Origin of the sequence: Burkholderia sp. BCC1644, from assembly GCF_902833225.1 — a bacterium.
GTDB lineage: Bacteria > Pseudomonadota > Gammaproteobacteria > Burkholderiales > Burkholderiaceae > Burkholderia.
Window position 1 is genome coordinate 1 of sequence record NZ_CADFEI010000058.1, and the last position, 657, is coordinate 657.

The following is a 657-nucleotide window of genomic DNA, read 5'->3' on the forward strand; positions in this document are numbered from 1 at the left end:
CGACTGGCCCGTGAGCGCGGCGCTCGGGAACGCCGACAGGAACAGCACCGTCTGCGCGACGTCCTGCACCGTCGTGAACACGCCGTCGACCGTGTTGCCGAGCATCACCTTCTTGATCACTTCTTCCTCGCTGATGCCGAGCTCCTTCGCCTGCTCCGGAATCTGCTTGTCGACCAGCGGCGTGCGCACGAAGCCCGGACACACGACGTGCGAACGCACGTTGTGCTTCGCGCCTTCCTTCGCCAGCACGCGTGCCAGACCCAGCAGGCCGTGCTTGGCCGTCACGTACGCCGACTTCAGCGGCGACGCTTCGTGCGAGTGCACCGAACCCATGTAGATCACGACACCGCCGCGATCGTCCTTGTACATGTGCTTGAGCGCGGCCTTTGTCGTCAGGAACGCGCCGTCGACGTGGATCGCCTGCATCTTCTTCCAGTCGGAGAACGAATAGTTCTCGATCGGGTTGACGATCTGGATGCCCGCGTTCGACACCAGGATGTCGACCGAGCCGAATGCTTCGGCCACCTTGTCGATGCCGCTGTTCACGGCTTCCTCGTTCGTCACGTCCATCGCGACGCCGATCGCCTTGCCGCCTGCCTTGATGATCTCGTCGGCGACCGCGTTCGCGCCGTCCTGGTTCAGGTCGGCGATCGCGAC

General features: G+C 64.1%; 1 protein-coding gene. It reads right to left on the reverse strand.

Annotation, left to right across the window (positions count from 1 at the left end; translation table 11 throughout):
- Positions 1-657, reverse strand: a 657-nt coding sequence (locus tag HWX87_RS37675) for a 3-hydroxybutyrate dehydrogenase (protein ID WP_176051841.1), incomplete at both ends; no start/stop codon positions are given.